Source organism: Ideonella sp. P3_A4, from assembly GCF_056403075.1.
Genome location: NZ_JBFUGE010001258.1, coordinates 1 through 756, shown reverse-complemented (window position 1 = coordinate 756; position 756 = coordinate 1). Strand labels below are relative to the sequence as shown.

The following is a 756-nucleotide window of genomic DNA, read 5'->3' as shown; positions in this document are numbered from 1 at the left end:
GTCCGCCGGCCTTGCCGCGCAACCTGTCGCCCAGCACCCAGCGCAGCGCCACGTGGGGCCACCGCGCGCTGTATGCCTGCATGTTGTTGATGCCTCTGTCGGGCTATGTGGCGTCCAACTTCAGCCAGCATGGCGTCAAGTTCTTCGGCGCGCCGCTGCCGCCATGGGGGCCGAACCTGCCGGCCGTCTATGCCTTCTTCAATGGCCTGCACGTGGTGCTGGGTTGGGTCTTCGGCGCCTTGATTGCCGGGCATGTGCTGGTGGCGTTACGACACGCGCTGCGGCGTGACGGCGTGTTCCAGCGCATGTGGCCCGCTGCATTGGCGGCCGGCGCCGTGATGATCGCGGCCGGCAGCGCGCAGGCGGCGCCGTTCGCCTATGTGCCTAACGAAGGCTCGGGCTCGTTGAGCGTGATCGACATCGCCACCGACCTGGTCGTGGCCGAGATCGTAGTGGGCAAGAAGCCGCGCGGCACGGTGATCAGCCCCGACGGCCGCTTTGCCTACGTCAGCGACCAGCCCGAGAACCGCCTGGTGATCGTCGACCTCGCCAAGCGCCAGGTCAGCGGCGAGGTGGCGTTGGGTGAGTCGCCTGAGGGCGTTGGTATCTCACCAGATGGGCGTTGGGTGGCTGCGGCGGTGGAAGAAAGCAACAACGTGGTGTTCGTCGACACGCAGGCGCAGGCCAAGGCGTTTGTGGTCAAGGTCAGCGGCAAGAACCCGGAACACGCGGTGTTCTCGCCGGACGGGCGGCTGG

General features: G+C 67.5%; 1 protein-coding gene. It reads left to right on the top strand.

What is annotated here, in order from left to right; all coding sequences use genetic code 11:
• On the top strand, nucleotides 1-756 hold a 756-nt coding region (locus AC1DYI_RS37420; RefSeq protein ID WP_477209112.1), incomplete at both ends, for a cytochrome b/b6 domain-containing protein.